Annotated in this window: 22 protein-coding genes; 7 read left to right on the forward strand and 15 right to left on the reverse strand. The window is 63.2% G+C overall.

Annotation, left to right across the window (positions count from 1 at the left end; genetic code table 11):
* Positions 1-131: 131 nt before the first annotated feature.
* From WNB94_RS00595 to WNB94_RS00610, 4 genes are all read right to left on the reverse strand, one after another.
* Positions 132-347, reverse strand: coding sequence for a major capsid protein (locus WNB94_RS00595; protein WP_341387668.1), 216 nt, complete (start codon positions 345-347; stop codon positions 132-134).
* A 376-nt stretch (positions 348-723) separates the two neighbouring features.
* Positions 724-1,053, reverse strand: coding sequence for a hypothetical protein (locus WNB94_RS00600; RefSeq protein ID WP_341387669.1), 330 nt, complete (start codon positions 1,051-1,053; stop codon positions 724-726).
* Positions 1,054-1,063: 10 nt separating this feature from the next.
* The gene (locus tag WNB94_RS00605) at positions 1,064-2,254 is read right to left on the reverse strand and encodes a phage/plasmid replication protein, II/X family (protein ID WP_341387671.1); all 1,191 of its coding nucleotides are present in this window, start codon (positions 2,252-2,254) and stop codon (positions 1,064-1,066) included.
* Between the two features lie 2 nt (positions 2,255-2,256).
* Complete coding sequence (locus WNB94_RS00610) at positions 2,257-2,529, reverse strand: hypothetical protein (protein ID WP_341387672.1); 273 nt, start codon at positions 2,527-2,529, stop codon at positions 2,257-2,259.
* A gap of 91 nt (positions 2,530-2,620) precedes the next feature.
* Between WNB94_RS00610 and WNB94_RS00615 the strand changes: the two genes are divergently transcribed.
* Genes WNB94_RS00615 through WNB94_RS00630 form a run of 4 tightly spaced genes read left to right on the forward strand, consistent with a single transcriptional unit; the run spans position 2,621 to position 5,979 of the window.
* Positions 2,621-2,992 carry a transcriptional regulator gene (locus WNB94_RS00615; RefSeq protein ID WP_341387675.1) on the forward strand — a complete coding sequence of 124 codons (372 nt, stop codon included), beginning with the start codon at positions 2,621-2,623 and terminating at the stop codon, positions 2,990-2,992.
* 52 nt (positions 2,993-3,044) lie between these two features.
* Positions 3,045-4,064, forward strand: a complete 1,020-nt coding sequence (locus WNB94_RS00620; RefSeq protein ID WP_341389893.1) for an amino acid ABC transporter substrate-binding protein — start codon at positions 3,045-3,047, stop codon at positions 4,062-4,064.
* The gene (locus WNB94_RS00625; RefSeq protein WP_341387676.1) at positions 4,064-4,960 is read left to right on the forward strand and encodes an ABC transporter permease subunit; all 897 of its coding nucleotides are present in this window, start codon (positions 4,064-4,066) and stop codon (positions 4,958-4,960) included. Before WNB94_RS00620 ends, WNB94_RS00625 begins: the two co-directional genes overlap by 1 nt.
* Positions 4,957-5,979 carry an amino acid ABC transporter permease gene (locus tag WNB94_RS00630; protein WP_341387677.1) on the forward strand — a complete coding sequence of 341 codons (1,023 nt, stop codon included), beginning with the start codon at positions 4,957-4,959 and terminating at the stop codon, positions 5,977-5,979. The genes WNB94_RS00625 and WNB94_RS00630 overlap by 4 nt, the downstream gene beginning before the upstream one ends.
* Positions 5,980-6,048: 69 nt before the next feature.
* Here the strand turns inward: WNB94_RS00630 and WNB94_RS00635 are convergent, their stop codons facing one another.
* From WNB94_RS00635 to mltG, 6 genes are all read right to left on the reverse strand, one after another.
* A complete protein-coding gene (locus tag WNB94_RS00635; protein ID WP_341387679.1) occupies positions 6,049-6,267 on the reverse strand; it encodes a hypothetical protein in 219 nt (72 codons plus the stop codon).
* A gap of 139 nt (positions 6,268-6,406) precedes the next feature.
* Positions 6,407-7,192 carry a TatD family hydrolase gene (locus WNB94_RS00640; protein ID WP_341387681.1) on the reverse strand — a complete coding sequence of 262 codons (786 nt, stop codon included), beginning with the start codon at positions 7,190-7,192 and terminating at the stop codon, positions 6,407-6,409.
* A 53-nt stretch (positions 7,193-7,245) separates the two neighbouring features.
* A complete protein-coding gene (locus tag WNB94_RS00645; RefSeq protein ID WP_341389894.1) occupies positions 7,246-7,626 on the reverse strand; it encodes a PilZ domain-containing protein in 381 nt (126 codons plus the stop codon).
* Between the two features lie 200 nt (positions 7,627-7,826).
* On the reverse strand, positions 7,827-8,876 hold the full coding sequence (locus WNB94_RS00650) for a DNA polymerase III delta subunit-related protein (protein ID WP_341387682.1): 1,050 nt from the start codon (positions 8,874-8,876) through the stop codon (positions 7,827-7,829).
* On the reverse strand, positions 8,873-9,508 hold the full coding sequence (gene tmk / locus WNB94_RS00655) for a dTMP kinase (RefSeq protein WP_341387684.1): 636 nt from the start codon (positions 9,506-9,508) through the stop codon (positions 8,873-8,875). Before tmk ends, WNB94_RS00650 begins: the two co-directional genes overlap by 4 nt.
* Positions 9,505-10,485: an endolytic transglycosylase MltG gene (mltG, locus tag WNB94_RS00660; protein WP_341389896.1), complete on the reverse strand. Its 981-nt coding sequence runs from the start codon at positions 10,483-10,485 to the stop codon at positions 9,505-9,507. The genes tmk and mltG overlap by 4 nt, the downstream gene beginning before the upstream one ends.
* A gap of 105 nt (positions 10,486-10,590) precedes the next feature.
* Between mltG and ygfZ the strand changes: the two genes are divergently transcribed.
* From ygfZ to WNB94_RS00675, 3 genes are all read left to right on the forward strand, one after another.
* Positions 10,591-11,553 carry a CAF17-like 4Fe-4S cluster assembly/insertion protein YgfZ gene (gene ygfZ / locus WNB94_RS00665; RefSeq protein WP_341387686.1) on the forward strand — a complete coding sequence of 321 codons (963 nt, stop codon included), beginning with the start codon at positions 10,591-10,593 and terminating at the stop codon, positions 11,551-11,553.
* Between the two features lie 107 nt (positions 11,554-11,660).
* The gene (locus tag WNB94_RS00670; protein WP_341387687.1) at positions 11,661-11,987 is read left to right on the forward strand and encodes a DUF4936 family protein; all 327 of its coding nucleotides are present in this window, start codon (positions 11,661-11,663) and stop codon (positions 11,985-11,987) included.
* Positions 11,988-12,001: 14 nt separating this feature from the next.
* The gene (locus tag WNB94_RS00675; RefSeq protein WP_341387688.1) at positions 12,002-13,000 is read left to right on the forward strand and encodes an NRDE family protein; all 999 of its coding nucleotides are present in this window, start codon (positions 12,002-12,004) and stop codon (positions 12,998-13,000) included.
* On the opposite strand, the gene WNB94_RS00680 is transcribed toward WNB94_RS00675, so the two are convergent.
* From WNB94_RS00680 to WNB94_RS00700, 5 genes are all read right to left on the reverse strand, one after another.
* Positions 12,990-13,844 carry a YbgC/FadM family acyl-CoA thioesterase gene (locus WNB94_RS00680; protein WP_341387690.1) on the reverse strand — a complete coding sequence of 285 codons (855 nt, stop codon included), beginning with the start codon at positions 13,842-13,844 and terminating at the stop codon, positions 12,990-12,992. The genes WNB94_RS00675 and WNB94_RS00680 overlap by 11 nt on opposite strands.
* 32 nt (positions 13,845-13,876) lie before the next feature.
* Positions 13,877-15,619 carry an AMP-binding protein gene (locus WNB94_RS00685; protein WP_341387692.1) on the reverse strand — a complete coding sequence of 581 codons (1,743 nt, stop codon included), beginning with the start codon at positions 15,617-15,619 and terminating at the stop codon, positions 13,877-13,879.
* 166 nt (positions 15,620-15,785) lie between these two features.
* Positions 15,786-17,078: an acetyl-CoA C-acetyltransferase gene (locus WNB94_RS00690; RefSeq protein ID WP_341387694.1), complete on the reverse strand. Its 1,293-nt coding sequence runs from the start codon at positions 17,076-17,078 to the stop codon at positions 15,786-15,788.
* Between the two features lie 47 nt (positions 17,079-17,125).
* Positions 17,126-17,986 (reverse strand): MaoC/PaaZ C-terminal domain-containing protein, encoded by an 861-nt coding sequence (locus tag WNB94_RS00695; protein ID WP_341387695.1) that lies wholly within the window; start codon positions 17,984-17,986, stop codon positions 17,126-17,128.
* 16 nt (positions 17,987-18,002) lie between these two features.
* Positions 18,003-19,412 (reverse strand): 3-oxoacyl-ACP reductase, encoded by a 1,410-nt coding sequence (locus WNB94_RS00700; protein WP_341387697.1) that lies wholly within the window; start codon positions 19,410-19,412, stop codon positions 18,003-18,005.
* Positions 19,413-19,414 lie beyond the last annotated feature (2 nt).

Below are 19,414 nucleotides of genomic sequence, written 5' to 3' on the forward strand. Positions count from 1 at the left end.
AACAGCGCAATTAAGCGCGGAATATGAGCCATGCGCCCCCCAATACAGCGATCAGCAACCAGATTCCAAGATCGTCCATTTGTGCCCCCAAATCAAAAGGGGGGCCGAAGCCCCCCGGGTGTCGTGCTCGATCAGCTCGAGAACTTGGTCAGCCACTTCCACACGGCCGCGCCGTAGCGCATGGCCACGTACGCGGCACCGACGACGGCGAGCGCCGTGCCGGCTTCAGTGATGGCGCCAGTCACCGAGGTCGTGTCGACTTCGGCATGGGCCAGGCTGGTGGTTGCGGCCAGGACGGCCACGGCACCGGCAGCGCGGCCGGCGTAGTGCTTGAAGGTCTTGATCATCTTGGATCCTCTCCATGTGTGCCACCTCGAACGAATGCCGCCAGCTCGCGCCAGACGACTGCAATTCCCCAAACGCCGAGGATGGCGGCCGCGATCAGGGATGCATCTTGGATTGACAGGTCCCATGGGCCTGTCCGGGCTCTGAAGGTCGATGTGTCGCAGGTGCCGTAATACGGTGTGAACTGCGAATAGCCGCCCGTCTGAGTGCCAACTTGGGCTGCCACCAGTACCTGGCCTGCGTTGCCCATGACCGCGCACGAATACGTCACGGGCTCGGCGCCAGTGCTGACCGTGCGGGGGAACTGCGCACAGAAGTGCTGAGCGGCGAGCTGGAGGCTCGTGACGCACTGGCCGTTGGACAGGTAGCCAGCGGGCATCAGGCAGCCTTGACGGGCTGTGCTGCAGCCTTGAGGTTCTGATGCTCGGCCGGGCGGATATCAAGCACCATTTCCCGGCTCTCTTTGCCGTTGCCCACCCGTTCGGTTTCAATGTCAAACCAGGCAGGCAAGGGAACATGCTCGATGCGCTTGATCAGCTCGGGGTCAACTCGCTCGATCGTTTCGGTGAAGTGGCCCGAGGCGTACTGTTCGGGACTGTTGCGCGACTCATCGAGCCGGCAGTTGACGAACAGCTTGCCGCTGTTGATCTGCTTGCCATCGACGGTGCCTTGAAAACGCTTGATGCCAACCACATAAAACCGTGCCATTTGAATTACCTCATGCTGCGAGCTGATACCAGGAAGGGACCGACGCGGGCTTCAGCTCAATCACACGCACGCGGGGCCGGAAAGGGGTGACGTTTCGCACGGCAATGTCGATGCCGTAGGGCAGCAGCTCGCGCCGGTGCCGGTAGTAACTCGCCCGTGAAAGCTGCCGGGACATGTCCATGCCGGCCAGGTAGTCGCGGGCTGTGGACCGGAGGTGCTTGGGCAACTCGTCCAGGTCATCGGTGGTCTTTTCTGCACGGCTCAGCACTTCGGTGTGCTGCTCAAAGCAAAGGGTTAGCTGTTTCATCGCCCAGCCGCTTTCGTAGTCGCCCAGGAATGCGCAGCCCATATCGGTCAGGGCGTTCGACCGGAGCGTGCCCTCAAAACGCACCACGCCGCGCTGCTCGCAGTGCTCTGTAACTCGTGGATCAGCACACCCGCGACGCTTGAGCTCCAGGTGCTTGATGTAGGCCTTCCAGTACTGGCGACGACTGCCAACACCCCAGGCGACCGTTTCACCGGCACCAAGCACCCTGCCCTCATGGCGGCCGGCATGTTGGCTGCCGATGTACTGCATGAAGGCGTGGGCGTTGTCGGCCGAGCCGGTTTCGTAGTTAGCCGTGACGTCGATGCGGCTGACTCTGGCGCCTGTCCAGACGTAGCGGATGGCACCCTTCGCGATCTGCTCACGCTTGACGCCAGCGGTCATAGGCGGCAAGCCGTAATGACCCAGGATCGTGTTAACTCGATCAATGCACCGGAAAAAGCCAAAACCAAACAGGTTTTCACGACGGCCGAAGCGGCTGACGTTCCCTGAGACAGTGACGCGGAAACCATCGCACTTGACGTTGATGGATGTCTCAAAGCTGCCTGCATGCTTGACGGCTTTGGTGGTCTTCCACTCGATGGCCCCGGTGTCGTCACAACCGATGACACAGCCAGCATCAACGACGGGCAAACCACCGCCGGTGTGCTCTTGGCTGATGGTCAACCAGTCCACAAAAAAGGGTTCTTGCTTGGCCTCGGTTTTGTCCGAAATTCCAAAAAAAGTATCACCGGTGAGACAAACGGGACGTGTTACTAGATCGTCCCGCCCTGAAGGGCCCTCGTCCGCCGGCCGGCGCGCAAGCGCGCCGTCCGGCGGCCGAGCACCCTTCAGGTGTGGTTCGAGTCGGTGAACGTTCGGGGCCAGGCGATCCATGGTCAGGCCTCCAGCCGCCAGGCGCGTTGGCGCAGCGCCCAGGCTGATGCCTGGTAGCCAGCTGCAAACATCAGATCTGCTCGCTTGTGCAGGTCTTTTGCGTGACTGTCACGCTTACTTTGGCGTTTCCCTTCGGGACCGGGCTCTATGCCTTCGGCACCAAGCCCCTGCGGGTCTTGGCCCATGCGGGTAACGATCCCTAACGCACGCTCTTCCACCGAAGGCGCTTCAAAGGCAAATTGCCGGCAAGTGGTCTGGACCCTGAGTGTCGTCATGGCGTGTACAGTGCTGACGTTGCGGAAAATCGCTATTCACGGTTTTTCGCGAATGTACACCTGTTTCACGCTTTTTCGCTAAGGGCACACCATGACGTTGACAGAACTCATCGAGCAGGCGGCAGCCCGCGCAGGGTCACACGGAGAGCTGGCAAAGCTGCTCGATAGGCACCAAACAAGGCTGAGTGAGTGGAAAAAAGGGAAGCAAAAGCCAGACGCTCATGAGGTCGCGTTCATGGCGGAGCTGGCCGGACTGCCCGTATTGGAGACGGTCGCAGAAATAGAAGCGCAGCTAGACGAAAGGTATGCCGCTGTGTGGCGAAGTGCTCTGGGAAAGCTAAAAGCGGCAGGGGTGGCCGCCGGCGCGGTTCTGATTCTGGGAACGATGGCAACGCCTGAAAAAGCCAATGCTGGCGCGCACTTAGCTCATCATCAAAAGCAGGGCGCGCAATATACATCGTAGAAACTTTGTATGCTGGTGCATCACCCCAGCAGCAGGCACAATGTTCCTCATGATGAAGTTTCGCAATCCCTCATTCTGTCTGGCGGCCCTGGCCATGGCGCTGTGTCACCAGGCTGCGGCCGCGTCCACCCTCGACACCGTGCGCCAGCGTGGCCACCTGAAATGTGGCGTCAGCACTGGCGTGGCTGGTTTTTCTGCGCCGGACACCAAAGGCGTCTGGCACGGCCTGGATGTGGACATTTGCCGTGCGGTGGCCGCCGCCGTGCTCAAAGACCCCGACAAGGTGCGCTTTGTGCCGCTCAATGCCCAACAGCGCTTCGTGGCCTTGCAAAACGGCCAGATCGATGTGTTGTCGCGAAACACCTCATGGACCTTGAGCCGCGACGCATCACTGGGTTTTCACTTTGCCGCCGTCACGTACCACGATGGCCAGGGATTTTTGGTGGCCAAGCGCTTCAAGGTGCAGCGTGCCACCGACCTCAAGGGCGCCCAGGTGTGCGTACAGTCCGGCACCACCACCGAGCGCAACCTGAGCGACTTCTCACGCCAGCACAAACTCAACATCAAACCCGTGGTGTTTGAAAGTTACGAGGCCGCGTTCAAGGCGCTGTTTTCGGGGCGATGCCAAGCCTACACCGGTGACGCCTCCGGCCTGGCCAGCGTGCGCAACCGTGAGGCCCCCAAGCCGGATGACTACGTCATCTTGCCCGAGCTGATCTCCAAAGAGCCTCTGGGCCCCATGGTGCGTCGGGGCGATGATCAGTGGTTGTCCATCGTGAAGTGGACGGTCTTTGCGCTGCTGGAGGCCGAAGAACTGGGCATCACCCAGGCCAAGGCGGCCAACATGCGCAGTGACGACCCGGCCGTGCTGCGTTTGCTGGGCCGTGGCGAAGACCTCGGGCGCCACCTGGGGCTGGATGCCGCCTGGGCCCAACGGTCCATCCAGGCCGTCGGGCACTACGGCGAGGTCTTTGATCGCCATGTGGGCCCCCGTTCTGCGCTGGGCCTGCAGCGAGGGCTCAATCGCCTGTGGCGTGACGGTGGCCTGATGTTTGCTCCGCCTTTCCGCTGATGTGGGATTTTTTATTTCAACCGGCTGGTTTTGACATTGGCGAAACCGGCCTGCTGACTTATTCACCAGACCATCCGCTGTGGTGGGCCTTCTTGGTGGGCTTGGGCAACACCTTGCGGGTGGCGCTGCCAGGCTTGATCTTGTGCACCGCGCTGGCGCTGGTGGTGGCGCTGCTGCAACGACACGGCGTCGGGGTGTGGCGCGGCATCGCGCGCGCCTATGTGGAGCTGGTGCGCAACGTGCCGTTGTTGCTGCAGTTGCTCATCTGGTACTTTCTGGTGGTCGAAGCCCTGCCCGACACGACCGACGCGCTGGAGCTTTTGCCCGGGTGGTGGCTCAGCAAAGGGGGCCTGGCATTTCCGTGGCCAGTGCCGTCGTCTTCCATGGACGGGGCCGCCGCGGCAGACATGGTTCAGGCGGTCGGCTGGCACTGGTCGGTGCCAGAACAAGGCCCGTTCAACGTCACTGGCGGGGCGTCTCTCAGCCCTGAATACCTGGCCTTGTTGATGGCGCTGTCCGTCTACACCAGCGCTTTTCTGGCCGAGATCATCCGGGCAGGTTTTGATGCCGTGCCCGTGTCCCTGCTGGAGGCCGCAGACACCCTGGGCGCCACGCGATGGCAACAGGTCGCGCAGGTCTTGTTGCCTCAGGCCTTGCGCACCATCGTGCCGGGCGCCACCAACCAGTACCTCAATCTGGTCAAAAACTCCACCCTGGCTGTGGCCATTGGTTACCCCGACCTGGTCTCCATCAGCAACACCACGATCAACCAGACGGGCCAGGTGCTGTCTTGTCTGTTGATCATGATGGGGGTCTACCTGACCTTGTCGCTGTTGACGGCTGCGGGCATGAACCTCTTCAACCGGCGCCAGGCGCTGAAGGGGGTGGCCTCATGAGGCGCGCCTGGGCACCCGTGATGGCCTTGCTGGGCTGGGGCCTGGTGGCGGTGCTGTGCTGGCACTTGCTTCAGTGGGCGGTGGTGCACGCCGTCTGGCAACCCGATGCCACCGCGTGTCAGAACAGCCCTCACGGGGCTTGCTGGGGCGTGGTGCCTGCCAAGGCCTTGCCCATTCTCCTGGGGCACTATCCCGAAGATCAGCGCTGGCGACCGCTGCTGTTCATGCTCGCGTCCATGGCGTGCCTGTCGGCTTTTGCAAGGGCGCGCGCAGATCGTCGGCTCGGATGGTGGCTGCTGTGCGGCGCGGTCTGGCTGCCCGTGGCGATCCTGCTGTTGAGGGGGGGCTGGGGGCCCTTGAGCCTGGTGCCCCCCACAGACTGGGGCGGCCTGCCCCTGACCTTGATGCTGTTCCTGGGCAGTTGGTGGCTGTCCGTTCCGCTGGGCATCATGTTGGCCGTGGCCCGTCACCAGGGCGGGCTTGCCGGCTGGCTGGCCACCGGTGCCATCGAGTTGATCCGGGGTGTTCCGCTCATCACGCTGTTGTTTGCCTCGGTCTTTGCCCTGCCCTTGCTTTTGCCCACCGATCACACCCCTCCCCTGGTCCTGCGCGCCGCCCTGGCCTTGGTGCTGTTTTCGGCCGTTTATCTGGCCGAGGTGGTTCGGGGTGGTCTGCAGACCGTGCCACCCGAGCAGGCCGAAGCAGGCAAGGTGCTGGGTTTGGGCTACTGGGGCATCCAGCGGCGCATCGTGCTGCCGCAGGCCTTGCGCAGTGTGCTGCCTGGCTTGACGGGCCATGCCATTGGCCTGCTCAAGGACACGTCGCTGGTCGTGGTGGTGGGCGTGCACGAACTCACGGGGGGGCTGTCTCTGGTGATGTCAGGCGATCCGGTCTGGCGCCCGCATCATTTCGAGGCTTACCTGTTCGTGGGCCTGATCTATGCACTGCTCTGCCTGGGCTTGTCCCTGGGGGGGCGCCGGCTGGAGCGGCGTTGGCTGGACGAAAAAAAGCCCGCCTGAGGCGGGCTTGAACAACACGCTCTTGCCGCAAGCAAAAGACGTTGAATCTCTACAGCCGAGCGCTGGCTGTCATTCTTCAGCGCTCTCTACCTCTTCATCGGCGGCGTCCACCGCCTCGTCAAAGGCCTCACGCTCGCCATTGACCAGCGGGATCAGTGGCTTGTCCAGCGGGCGGCACACGCGGCTTTGCAAGCGGTTCAGGCGCTCGGAGCGCTCCATGGCCTGCAGAACCGCTTGCGGATCCATCATCAGGGCAAACGGGTTGGCGTACAGACTTTGCTTTTGCATGAAGACCTCCGGTGTGCGTTGCATCCAATCGATGGACCTGACTCTAGGCTTCATCGCTGGCCGGTGATAGTCACCGAACAACCAAACCGCCTGTCAGAAATTTTCTGACAGAGGCTTCTTGCATGGGGTGTGCAAACCCTCAGTTTGCGCGGACCAACGAGAACAAATCCTCGAAGTTGCGCGTCGTGATGCGCCCTACCTCTTCCACCGCCACGCCCTTGATGGCCGCCAGTTGCGCGCCAACATGCGAGACGTAGGCCGGAGAGTTGGTCTTGCCCCGATGCGGGACGGGCGCCAGGTACGGGCTGTCGGTTTCGATCAGGCACCGATCCAGTGGGACGAACGCCGCCACATCGCGCAAGTCCTGCGCGTTCTTGAAGGTCAGGATGCCGGAAAACGAGATGTAGAAGCCCATGTCCAGCGCCTCGCGGGCCACGGCCTCCGACTCGGTGAAGCAATGAAACACGCCCCTGACGTGCCCCTGTCCTTCGTCCTTCAACACCGCCAGCGTGTCAGCAGCCGATGAGCGGGTGTGAATCACCAGGGGCAGATTCGTCTGCCGCGCAGCGCGAATGTGCACCCGAAAGCGCTCACGCTGCCATGCCATGTCGGCCACGGTGCGGCCCTCAAGCCGGTAGTAATCCAGCCCGGTTTCGCCAATGCCCACCACCTTGGGAAGCGCGGCGCGCTGAATCAGGTCGTCCAGCGTGGGCTCCAGCACGTCTTCATTGTCTGGATGCACGCCCACCGTGGCCCAGAAGTTGTCATGGGCCAAGGCCAGTGCATGCACGGCCTCGAAGGTTTCCAGTTGCGTGCTGATGCACAAGGCGCTGCTCACCCCGGCGGCGGCCATGTCGGCCCGCACCTGCGGCAAACAGGCGGTGTACTCGGGAAAGTTGAGGTGGCAATGGGAATCAACAAACATGGCAAGAACCGGACGACGCTTCAGTGCAAAAAATGGCGAGGCGCCATCTTGCCTCAAAGCGTCTGGGTTGGCTTGCTGGAGGAGATGTTGGTGCCCAGAATCTGCTCGATCTTGATCCGCAGCAGCCGGGTTTTTTCGTCGGCGGGAAAGCGAACGCCAACCCCCTGCGTGCGACCCGACGAGGCGTTGGCCGGGGTGATCCACGCAATCTTGCCGGCCACCGGATGACGTTGTGCATCCTCGGGCAAGGACAAGAGCAGGTAAATGTCATCGCCCAGACGGTATTCACGCGTGGTGGGCACGAACAAACCACCGTCGGTGAAGGCCGGAATGTAGGCTGCGTACAGCGCCCCCTTCTCGCGGAACACCAGCTGGATGACGCTGGGCCGAGAGGCACTGGATGAGGACGCGCCAGCACCACCGCTCCCGCTCAGGCCGGGAGACAGCTTGCCTGGGGCTATGCCGACAAAGGCAGAGGGCATCGCGGTCGTCTGGAACTCACTCATCGTGAAATCAGTGTAGCTCGCTTAACCCCCATACGGGGGTGAGTGAGTGTGAACTAGCCCTCATTCCAGGGGGGCTTTACATTCGCTCACACGCGCCATGCCCGTCACCAGGCGTGAGCCGACGCGGGTCAACCCTGGCGGGATGGTTTGCCGCGCCGCAGCACAGCCGCAGCCTGTTCCACCAGACTCTCCAGCCGCAAGTTGGCATGCCAGGGATGATCGGCGTGGCGGGCCACGAGCATGAGCTGCTTGTGCCACTGCCCCAGCACCGCCAAATCAGGTGGCGCCGGCAGCTCTGCGGCAGCAAAAAACCGTGGAGTGCCTCCCACGGCGTGAGCGCTCATGTCCTGACACAGCTTCAGCAGCGTCTCAACCACCCACGACACAGGCCAGCCCGCCAGCCCGCTGCTGTCGCCCTTGGAGAGTTGTGAAGGCAGCTGTCGCCAGGCGGAGGCGCGCAAGCCTTGCTGCGCCAGGTCCAGCGCCGTCCAGGGCTGCCCTCCAGCGGCTGCCAGCAGGGTGGTGGCCTCGTCGTCCGACAAGCCTTCCTGCTGAGACTGCAACCACCGCAGAGCGTCCTGGCTTGGTGGCATGCCAAGATGCCAAAGCTGGCACCGGCTGCGGATGGTGGGCAGCAGGCTGTCGACCGATCCTTGCGCCGACAAGACAAAACGCACCACGCCTGGAGGCTCTTCCAGCGTTTTGAGCAGTGTGTTGGCCGACACCGTGTTCATGCGCTCTGCGGGATGCACCAGGACCACCTTGCAGCGGCCTCTGGACGAGGTGTGCTGTGCGAAGTTCACCGCTTGCCGGATGGCTTCAACCTTGAGCTCCTGACTGGGTTTGCGAGACTTTGAGGCCTTGTCTCCGTCGTCGTCGGGGGCATGCCGCCAGCCCAGAGACAACTCCAGCGCTTCAGGCAACAGCACCATCAGGTCCGGGTGGGCGCGGGCGTCCACCAAATGACATGACACACAGCGGCCACAGGCCGGCTGATGGGGGGGCGCATCGGCTGGTGTGGATTCGCACAACCATGAGCGCGCCAGTGCCAGCGCCAGCTCGAACTGGCCACTGCCTGGGGCGCCATGCACCAGCAAGGCGTGGCCTCTGGCCTGTGTCAGGGCTTGCGCCAGCGCGGGTTGCAGCCATGCTGGCAGCGATGTGGTGGGCGTCGTCACAGCAACCCCCGCGCCGTCAACGTTTGCAGCACGGCTTCGCGTACCTGATCAGGCGATTGCTGCGCATCGATCAGCGCAAAGCGGTGGGGCTGCTCAGCCATGCGCTGCAGATAAGCCTGACGCACTCGCTCAAAAAAATGACCGTCCTGGGCCTCAAAACGATCTGGCTGTCGAGCCTGTCTCAAACGCTCGGCCGCCACCACCGGTGGCAGATCGAACAACAAGGTCAGGTCGGGCTGACGGCCCTGCTGCACCCACGCTTCCAACTGGGACAGCACGGTCATGTCAAAACCACGTCCTCCGCCCTGGTAGGCGAAGGTTGCATCAGTGAACCGGTCACACAGCACCCAGGCGCCTCTTGCCAGTGCCGGCTCGATCACGGTATGGAGGTGGTCACGACGCGCAGCAAACACCAGCAGCGACTCGGTCAGCGCATCCATGGGCTCATGCAGCACCATGTCTCTGAGGCGCTCGGCCAGTGGGGTGCCCCCTGGCTCACGCGTGCGCACCACGTCGCGCCCTGCCGATCGCCAGGCGTCTTCCACAGCCTGGACATGGGTGGTCTTGCCTGCGCCATCAATGCCTTCGACGGTGATGAACCGGCCAGCGCGCTGTGGAGGTGTCTGATTCATGGGGTCCGCCGGGCCTGTTGGCGTTGATAGCGGTTCACCGCCTGGTTGTGCTCGGCCAATGTCTGACTGAAAACGCTGGTGCCATCGCCTCGTGCCACAAAGTACATGGCCCGGGTCGGGGCCGGCCGGACGGCCGCCAGCAGGGAGGCCTTGCCCGGCATGGCAATGGGTGTGGGCGGCAGGCCAGCGCGCGTGTAGGTGTTGTAGGGCGTGTCGGTGAGCAAATGAACTTTGCGCAAATTACCATCAAACCGGTCGCCCAGGCCGTAAATGACGGTGGGGTCGGTCTGTAACCTCATGCCGATGCGCAATCGGTTGCTGAACACACCGGCCACCATCGCGCGGTCGGCATCCGTGCCCGTTTCCTTTTCGACGATGGACGCCAGGATCAGGGCTTCGTCCATCGAGCGCAGTGGCACGCCCGGTGTGCGTTGCGACCAGGCGTCGGTCAGCCGCTGATCCATCGCTTGCAAGGCACGGCGCATCACGGCCAGATCGGTCGAGCCCTTGGCGTAGGCATACGTGTCTGGAAAAAAGCGGCCCTCTGCGGCCAGCCCCGGACGCCCCAGCAAGGACATGATGTCTGCCGATGACAGGCCCGCGGTGGTGGGTTTGAGCCCTTCTGCGCGGGCCAGCTCCATGCGCCATTGCGAGAACGTCCAACCCTCGATCAGGCGCACGGTGGCCAGGCGCTCGTCACCCCGCACCATCATGCGCAGCAGGTCTCTGGCCGATGAGCCCGGGCTGAGCTCGTAGCTGCCGGCGCGCATCTGGCGGGACTGTCCAGACCATCTGAACCACTGGTACAGCAGCCAGTCGTCGGTTTCGACGCCAGCGTCCACCCAGCCACGGGCAATGGCCCGGGGGGAACTGCCCTGCTCCACGGCGTAGTCAACGGGCTGGCCATCGCGCAAGGGCAGCGGCTGATTGAGCCACAACCACCCTGCCGCCACGATGGTCAGCAGGCCGGCGGCCATCAGCAGCCCCAGCACCAGGAGCACACCGCCGGTTTGTCGAGCAGTTTCTGAGGATTTGAATGAGGGGTGGGGGTCTTGGATCACAGGCGTGATCATAATCAGCAGATGAACTTCTCAGATCTCGTGGATACCTCGAATTGGACGGGTGCGTGCACGCTGCCCGATGTGGGGGTGGTGGAGGCGACAGGGCGGGACGCCGCCGCGTTCCTTCACGGCCAACTCAGTCAGGACATGCTGTCGCTGGCCGTGGGGCATTCTGCTTTGGCCGCCTATTGCTCAGCCAAAGGGCGCATGCTGGCCAGTTTGTGGGTGCAGCGCCTGGACGCCGAGCGTTTCGCGCTGGTCATGGACCAGGCCATCTTGCCCGCCACGCTCAAGCGCCTGAGCATGTTCGTGCTCAGGGCTCAGTGCAAGCTGCGAGACGCCAGCGCGGACTGGCGCGTGCTGGGCACCGTGGTCCCTGTGCACCACACGTTCGCTGCACCGTGGGCCGACACACCGGGCCAGAGCCTGACAGGCACGGGCAGCCGACTGGGCTGGGCCATCGTGCCCGAGGCAGACGCTGACGCGCTGACCTCATCGCCAGACACCGCCGACCCGGCTGTCATGTGGGTGTCTGGCGCGCACTGGGCGTGGTTGTCCGTGCTGACCGGCGTGCCTCGGATCACCGCCAACACCATCGATCAGTTCGTGCCCCAGATGGTGAACATGGAGTTGATCGGGGGCGTCAACTTCCAGAAAGGGTGTTACCCAGGGCAGGAGGTTGTGGCCAGAAGCCAGTACCGCGGCACCACCAAACGGCGCCTGTTTTTGCTGGAGGGTGTGCAGCCCATGCAAGCCGGGCAGGAGATCTTCACGCCGCAAGAGCCTGAACAGCCAGTGGGCATGGTGGTCAATGCGGCGGCCTGTCCGGTGCTGCCCCAGCGCTGGCATGCATTGGCAGAACTCAAATTGTCGGCTCAGGCCGCGCCGCTGTGCCTGGGGCATGCTTCGGGGCCATCGCTGAGTGTCCTCCCCCTGCCCTACGACGTGCCCACCGCCACGGCCAGCACAGGCGCTGCGGATTGATCCATTGCGGCCAGGCGTTCATTCCTTAACGGGAATTAGACCGCCACCCTGCCCTGGTGCCGTGCTGCGCAGTGCTGCAGGGCACAAATTCAGCTAGGCTTCAGGTCATGCCGGAGTGCAATGACCTGTCCGCCCTGTTCGTGTATTACCGTCTGCCCCCGTCCAGCGTGCCCGACTGGCCCGTGCGGGTGGCGGCCGTACACCGCCGCCTGTGCGGCCAATGGCAGGGATTGCATTGCCGGCTGATGCAGCGTCGTGATGAGTCTCGTGCTGATGGCAGCAGCACCTGGATGGAGGTGTTCGAGCACCCGGCGGGCCTGCATGCTGAACTGCAACAGTCGGTCATCGACGCCCTGGAAGAACTCGATGACTGGCGCTCGGGTGAATTGCATGTGGAGCGTTTCACGGACGTGGCCACCGACATCTCCACCTGAAGATTGGAGCCCTCATGTGCCTTGTTGCTTTTGCCCTCGACCAGCACTCTCGCTTTCCGTTTGTGCTGGCAGCCAACCGGGACGAGTTTTTTGATCGGCAAGCCGCCCGGCTGGGCTGGTGGCAGCCTGATGGCGACGGGCCGGCCATCCTGGGTGGACGAGATCTGTCGGCGGGCGGAACCTGGCTGGGCCTCACCGCGTATGGTCGATTGGGCCTGGTCACCAACATCCGCAACCCTGAGGACAACGACCCGTCGGCCCCGTCGCGTGGCGACATCGTGCCCCAATGGCTGAAGGGTGACGTGGACATGGCCACGCTGTGGCCGCGATTGGCCATGTCGGGCTACAACGGCTTCAACATGATCGCGCTGGATTTTGCGCAGGCCGAGTGCTTTTGGCTGAACAACCGGCGTTTGTATCCGGAGCGGCTTCAAAAAGGCATCTTCGGCTTGTCCAACGCGCAGCTCAACACGCCGTGGCCCAAAGTGCAGCAACTCAAGGCACAACTCAAACTGGCGCTGGCCGCAGAGCCAGAAGTTGACGCGCTGGCCCATCGCCTCATGGATGCCTTGGCCAACCCGGAACAGGCCGCTGACGCCCACCTCCCCCACACCGGCGTGCCCCTGCCCTGGGAGCGGCTGCTGTCGTCGTGCTTCATCCGCTCTGCCGATGGCAGTTATGGCACCCGCTGCTCAACGATCGTCATCACCGAGCGGCAGCACAAACGCCTGGTCACCCACGTGTTCGAGCGCACATTCACCCCCCGAGGGGTGGCGCTTTTGCGTCAGGTGACGCTCAAGAACTGGCCCCCCCGCCACACCGCAGCGGACGCTGATGTCGCCAGATTGCAGGCCACGCTGCCACAGGTCGCCAAGCCGCGTGCAGACAAGACAGAGGACGTTTTCGAGACTTCGGAAGTGTCGGAGCTGGACAACCATGTCCTGCCGCCCATGAAACGCACCCGTGCCCGCAACCTGATCAAGGCGCCCGTGCTCAAGCTGCTCAAAGCGTGAGCTGCATTTTTTGATGGGGTATGCCAACCTCGTCAAACACCTCGCCGACAGGCTGGAAGCCCGCAGAGGCATAGAGGGCTTGCGCTGTGCATTGCGCATGCAAGGTCACCCGTTCGAACCCTCTGGCACGCGCGTCGTCCACCAGGGCCAACAAGACCTCTCGTCCAAGGCCAGCGCCACGCGCGCTGCGCTGCACCGCCAACCGACCGATTCGCGCTTCAAGGGCCTGCGGCCCCGGTATCAGCCGGCCCGTGGCGGCGGGCCAACCAGAGAGGTTGCTCACCACCAGGTGGGTGGCACGCGCGTCGTCTTCATCCCACTCGTCGGCGTCCGAGATGCCCTGCTCTTCGATGAAAACTGCCCGTCGCACGGCGGCTGCGGCCTCTTGCACCTCAGCCCAGGCACCCCAATGCTGAATCCAGGCAGCGCCGCCTGCTTCAAAGGCCTCCAACTGGAGACGCGCCTCTTCTGGCAGGCGCATGGGGCGACCGTCGTGCAGGCCAACACAGACATAAACCACCTCACCATCCACCAGCAGTTGCCCGCCACGACGAGCTTCCCAGGCCAGGGTCAGTGAGCTGCCGCCCACACGATGGGCCCTGACACCGACCGTGAGCCAGTCGTCCAGACGCGCGGGGGCGTGGTAGTCCAGCGCATTGCGGCGAACATAGATGTCGGCACCCATGGCCTGCCAGGCGCCAGGGTATGGCAAGCCCACCTGGCGCCAGTATTCAGACACCGCCACATCCAGGTAGGTCAGGTAGTGGCCGTTGAAGACCACCTGTTGCGCATCAACCTCCACCCAGCGCACGCGCAGGCGATGTTGAAAGCGAAACGTGCTCATGCCTGACCCGGCCTGGCCCCGGAAGGTCGCAATCAGCGCAGCTCGCGCCGCAGGATCTTGCCCACCGGGGTCTTGGGCAGCTCTTCATTGCGGAACTCGACCACGCGGGGAATTTTGTAGCCCGTGAGGTTCTTGCGGCAATGGTCGATGATCGCTTCCTTGGTCAGCCCAGGATTGCGGGGCACGATGATCACCTTGACGCGCTCGCCAGCGGTTTCATCGGGCACGCCCACCGCGGCGACTTCCTTGACGTCGGGGTGCATCGCCACCACGTCTTCGATTTCGTTGGGGTACACGTTGAAGCCGGACACCAGGATCATGTCCTTCTTGCGGTCCACGATCTTCAGGAATCCCCGCTCGTCCATCACAGCGATGTCGCCGGTGGCCAGCCAGCCTTCGCTGTCGATGACCTTGGCCGTTTCTTCGGGGCGGTTCCAGTAACCCTTCATGACCTGAGGGCCTCGCACGCACAGCTCGCCAGGCTCGCCGATGTTGGCCCAGCTGCCGTCGTCACGGCGGCAGCGCACTTCGGTGGAGGGCACGGGCACGCCAATCGAACCCGTGAAGACTTCGCGGGGCTTGCTCAGGTCCACCGGGGCTTGCGTCACGATGGGCGAGCACTCGGTCAGGCCATAGCCTTCCACGATGGGGCAACCGGTGACCTGATTCCAGCGCTCGGCGGTGCTGCGCATCAGGGCCATGCCGCCGGCAATGGGCAACTTCAGTTTGGAGAAGTCGAGCTTGGCAAAGGCGGGATCTTCCAGAAACGAGGCGAACAGCGTGTTCACGCCTGTGATGCCCGAGAACCGTTCGTTCTTCAGGATCATCATCACGCGTTTGGTGTCGCGCGGGTTGGCCACCAGGATGTTGCGACCGCCCAGGGCCATGAAGATCAGGCCATTCACCGTCAGCGAGAAGATGTGGTACATCGGGATGAGCGTGACCACGGTCTCGGTTTCATCCGTCAACTGGCCTTCGGCAAATGCCAGCGCCTGCTGGCAGTTGGCCAGCACGTTGCGGTGCGTGAGCATCGCGCCCTTGGACACGCCGGTGGTACCGCCGGTGTATTGCAAAAACGCCAGGTCATCCGCCTTGACCTCGGCAGGCTTGAACTTGAGCTGAGCGCCTTCCTTGAGCACATCGCGAATCCAGCGAGCCCCCGGCAGGCTGTACGCGGGCACCATCTTCTGCACCTTGCGCAGCACGAAGTTCAACAAGCGGCCTTTGGCGTTGATGAACCCATCCGACAACAGGTCACCGATCTGCGTCAGCACGATGCGCTTGAGCTTGGTGCCCGTCATCGCGTCTTGCAGCGTCTTGGCAAAGGTTTCCATCACGATGATGGTTTCGGCGCCACTGTCGTTCAGGGCGTGGGCCAATTCACGAGCCGTGTACAGCGGGTTGATGTTGACCACCACCGCCCCCAGCTTCAGCACCGCAAACAGGCACACCGGATACTGGAAGGTGTTGGGCAGCATGATCGCCACCCGGTCGCCCTTTTTCACGCCCTGGCTCTGCAGCCAACCGGCAAAGGCGCTGACCAGCCGATCCAGGCGATCGTTGCTCATCTCGGTGCCGATGCTCACGAAGCCCGGGCGCTGCCGGAACTTGTTGATGCATTCGTCAAAATACTGTCCCAGGGACTGGTATTTGTTGACGTCAATGTCGTGAGGCACGCCCTTGACATAGGAGGACAGCCAGATGCGGTTGGTCGTGCCGTCAGGGTTGACGATCGACACACCCGACTGAACTTGGGCGGCGGCGGATTGGCTCATCTGATCTCCTCATGTACCGGCGCCACCGGCAATGCCTGGTGGCGCGGGGGCGGCTGGCGGCCCAATTCCTGATACCGGGCTCACGCAGTTGCGCCTGCCCGGTGCTACAAAATGTTTATTTTAACAAGGCTGACAGAGAAATTAATCTGACAGCCCTGTCAGGTCATCAGCGTTCGAGGATGGCCACCACGCCCTGACCGCCGGCCGCGCAGATGGAGATCAGGCCACGACCCGAGCCCTTTTGCGACAGCATCTTGGCCAGCGAGGCCACGATGCGGCCACCGGTGGCGGCAAACGGGTGACCCGCAGCCAGCGACGAGCCGTTGATGTTGAGCTTGCTGCGATCGATCGAGCCCAGCGGCTTGTCCAGGCCCAGCTTGTCCTTGCAGTACTTGGCGTCTTCCCAGGCTTTCAGGGTGCACAGCACCTGCGCGGCAAAAGCTTCGTGGATTTCATAGAAATCGAAGTCTTGCAGGCTGATGCCGGCGCGGGCCAGCATGCGCGGCACGGCATAGGCAGGGGCCATCAGCAGGCCTTCCTTCTCGGGGCCGAAGAAGTCCACGGCAGCCACTTCGCTGAAGGTGATGTAGGCCAGCACCGGCAGGTTGTTGGCCTTGGCCCACTCTTCCGAGCCCAGCAACACGGCCGAGGCGCCGTCGGTCAGCGGGGTCGAGTTGCCCGGGGTCAGCGTGCCTTGACCCGGGGCGATTTTCTTGTCGAAGCAGGGCTTGAGCGAGCGAAGCTTCTCGACGGTCAGGCCTTCGCGCAGGTTGTTGTCCTTGCTCACGCCCTTGAAGGGGGTCATCAGGTCGGCGAAGAAACCGTCCTTGTAGGCGCGCGCCAAGTTCTGGTGCGACAAGAACGCCAGTTGGTCCTGCTCTTCACGGGGGATGCCCCATTCGCGCGCCATCAACTCGGCGTGCTCACCCATCGAGAAGCCGGTGCGGGGCTCGCCGTTCTTCGGGATGGCCGGCTTGACCAGCATCGAAGGACGGATCTTCGACAGGGTCTTGAGCTGCTCACCGGTGGACTTGCCACGGTTGGCTTCCAGCAGGATCTTGCGCATTTTCTCGTTCACGCCGATGGGGGCGTCCGAGGTGGTGTCCACGCCGCCGCCAATGCCGCACTCGATGTGGCCCAGGGCGATCTTGTTGGCCACCAGCATGATGGCTTCCAGACCGGTGCCGCAGGCTTGTTGCAGGTCGTAGGCCGGCGTTTGCGGCGACAAGGTGGTGGACAGCACGGATTCACGCACCAGGTTGAAGTCACGCGAGTGCTTCATGACGGCGCCGGCGGCGACATCGCCCAGGCGCTTGCCGTGCAGGTTGAAACGGTCCACCAGGCCTTGCAGGGTGGCCGTCAGCATCTCCTGGTTCGACACATGGGAGTAGACGGTGTTGGAGCGGGCAAACGGGATGCGGTTGCCGCCGATGATGGCGACGCGACGAACGGTGTTCATGGTGAGTCCTTACGGTATTCAGTGAAATCGGGGGTGGTCGGGTGTGCTCAGCACGTGATGCGACCGCGCAAATGGGGTTTGTCGCCCTTGGCGTTGCGCACCTCGAAGGTGGCGCCACGCTCATGGCGGCTGCTCCAGAGAGAGGCCTTGGCAGGCAGGAACAGAGGGGTCTTGAAGTCCACCAGCACTTCGGCCTTGGTCACCTCCTCACGCGGCATGAGGGTGGCCAGGGCGCGGGCCTTGGTCCACATGCCATGGGCGATCGCTTTGCGAAAACCCAGGAGCTTGGCGGTCAGGGCGGTCAGGTGGATGGGGTTGATGTCGCCTGAGACGCGGCCATAACGTCGGCCAATCCCTGCTGCAGCAAAGAAATCGGCCTGATGAGACAGCACGACTGTGTCGGACAACTGGCTTTCGTACTTGGGGCCGCGCGGGTTTTTGACCCCCATGCGCAAGGCGGTCATGTCGTTTTGCCAGACCAGCGCATCACCCCGGTAAGCACGGAAATGCAGCATGAACACCTGACCCTTGTCATGCGCATACAAGGCGCCGGTGCTCAGCTCAATGCGCAGCTGATCGCCGGCATTGATGCGTGCCATCTGCTCGATGCGGTTGGACAAGTGAACGATGCCCATGGCGGGCCAAGGGCATGCCTTGCTGCCAAACAGCATCATTGCCAGCGGAAATGCCTGTGTGAACAGGTAGGTGATGGGCACGCCGTGCGCTTGCGTGAACCCGCACACCTTGGCATACGCCGCGACATGGCGGCCATTGACCACCACACGCGGACGCACATACGTGACGGCCGGCATGGCATCCACGGCCACATTCTTCTTGCTGCTTGAGCGCAAGGCGCCCAGGCTCAGCGAGATCGAGCTGGGCAACTTGTTGACGGTGATCGTCTTCATGGGGGCGATGCCTCGCTCAGGCGCCAATCAGGCTCTGACCACACACGCGGATGACGTTGGACGTCAGGCCGCTGGATGCCGGGCTGGCAAACCAGGCGATGGCCTCTGCCACGTCCACGGGCTGGCCACCCTGGCTCATGGAGTTCATGCGGCGACCAGCTTCGCGGATGGCGAAGGGGATCGCGGCCGTCATCTGAGTTTCGATGAAGCCAGGTGCCACGCCATTGATGGTGATGCCCTTGGCGGCAAAGATCGGCGCGGTGGATTGCACCATGCCAATCACGCCTGCCTTGGAGACGGCGTAGTTGGTCTGACCCATGTTGCCAGCGATACCAGAAATCGACGACACGCAGACGATGCGGCCACCGGGCTTCAGCGCGCCGCTTTCAACCATCGCTTCATTGATGCGCTCCTGGGTGGACAGGTTCACATTGACCGTCAACTGCCACAGGTGCTCTTTCATGTTGGCGATGGTCTTGTCGCGGGTGATGCCGGCGTTGTGCACGATGACATCCCAGCCGCCATCGGCCTTGGCGGCCTCGACCAGCTTGGCGGGTGCATCAGCGGCACCGATGTCCAGCGCGATGGCCTTGCCGTTGAGCTTCTTGGCCACGGCTTCCAGCGGGGCCTGAGCCTGAGGCACGTCCAGGCAGATCACCTGAGCGCCGTCACGGGCCATGACTTCGGCAATGGCTTCACCGATGCCGCGCGAGGCGCCCGTCACCAGCACTTTCTTGCCTGCCAGGGGCTGGTTCCAGTCGGCGGGCACCACCACATCGCCCACGGGCTGACCCACGCGAATCACCTGGGCCGAGACATAAGCCGACTTCGGGCTCAACAGGAAGCGCAGGGTGGACTCCAGGTTGCCTTCGGCGCCTTCAGCCACGTACACCAGTTGCGCGTTGCTGCCTTTTTTGAGCTCTTTGCCCAGCGAGCGGGTCAAGCCTTCCAGCGAACGTTGCACGGTGGCCTTGCGATGCGAGGCGCAGCCTTCGGGCGGACGACCGATCACCACCACGCGGGCGCAAGGCAGCAGCGAGCGAGCCGCGTCGTGGAAGAACCAGTACAAGGCATCGGACTGGGTGCTGTCTTCCAGGCCGGTGGCGTCGAACACCAGCGCCTTGACTTTCTCGCCAGGCTGGCCATTGCCGCCCCAGCGACCGGTGGTCAGACCGGCCTGGTTGGCCACCGCCACCCACTGAGGCAGCCGCTCATGGGTGAGGGTTTGTGCACCCATGCGCTGGAAGATGCCGGCCAGCGTGGGCAGCAACTGAGGCTCTCCACCACCCCCAACCAGCACGGCGCCCTTGATCGCGGGTTGCCCGGCCTTGTAACGCTCCAGGGTCATGGGCTTGGGCAAACCCAGCGCATTGACGAGCTTGGCGCCCATCGGCGAGTTGGCAAAGTCCAGGTAACCGTCTTTCATGC

It is taken from the genome of Aquabacterium sp. A3, from assembly GCF_038069945.1.
Lineage (GTDB): Bacteria > Pseudomonadota > Gammaproteobacteria > Burkholderiales > Burkholderiaceae_C > Aquabacterium.